Consider the following 582-nt stretch of genomic DNA (forward strand, 5'->3'; position numbering starts at 1 on the left):
GTGTTCGATGATCACGTGAAGCGCGTGTTCCGCGCTGACGCGCCGAACCGGGTGTGGCTGACCGACATCACCGAGCACCGCACCACCACCGAGGGCAAGCTCTACTGCTGCGCGATCAAGGACGCGTTCTCGAACCGGATCGTCGGCTACTCGATCTCGGATCGGATGACCGCGAAACTCGCCGTCGACGCACTCCGCAACGCCGTCACCCGCCGTGGTGAGGTCGCCGGCTGCATCCTGCATGCCGACAGGGGCAGCCAATTTCGCAGCCGAGCCATGGCCCGTGAGCTGCGCCGTTACGACATGGTCGGATCCATGGGCCGCGTCGGCGCGGCCGGGGACAATGCCGCGATGGAGAGCTTCTGGTCGCTTCTTCAAACGAACGTCCTCAACCAGCAACGGTGGGCCACCCGACAGGAGCTGCGACTCGCGATCGTCGTCTGGATCGAGCGGAAGTATCACCGCCAACGAGCACAGGACACTCTCGGCGGGTTGACGCCCATCGAGTTCGAAGCCAAGCTAGCCGAGCCGCTCACACTCGCGGCCTAAGCCGAAACTGTCACCAGTTCGTTCCTCACGCCC

Annotated in this window: 1 protein-coding gene; it reads left to right on the plus strand. The window is 64.6% G+C overall.

From position 1 onward, the window contains the following. Window positions 1-549: IS3 family transposase (locus GJQ66_RS12135; RefSeq protein WP_155049619.1), on the plus strand; the 549-nt coding region annotated here is incomplete at its 5' end. Between the last annotated feature and the right edge of the window lie 33 nt (window positions 550-582).

This window comes from Microbacterium sp. ZXX196, from assembly GCF_009709595.1.
In the GTDB taxonomy this organism is placed as follows: Bacteria; Actinomycetota; Actinomycetes; order Actinomycetales; family Microbacteriaceae; genus Microbacterium; species Microbacterium excoecariae.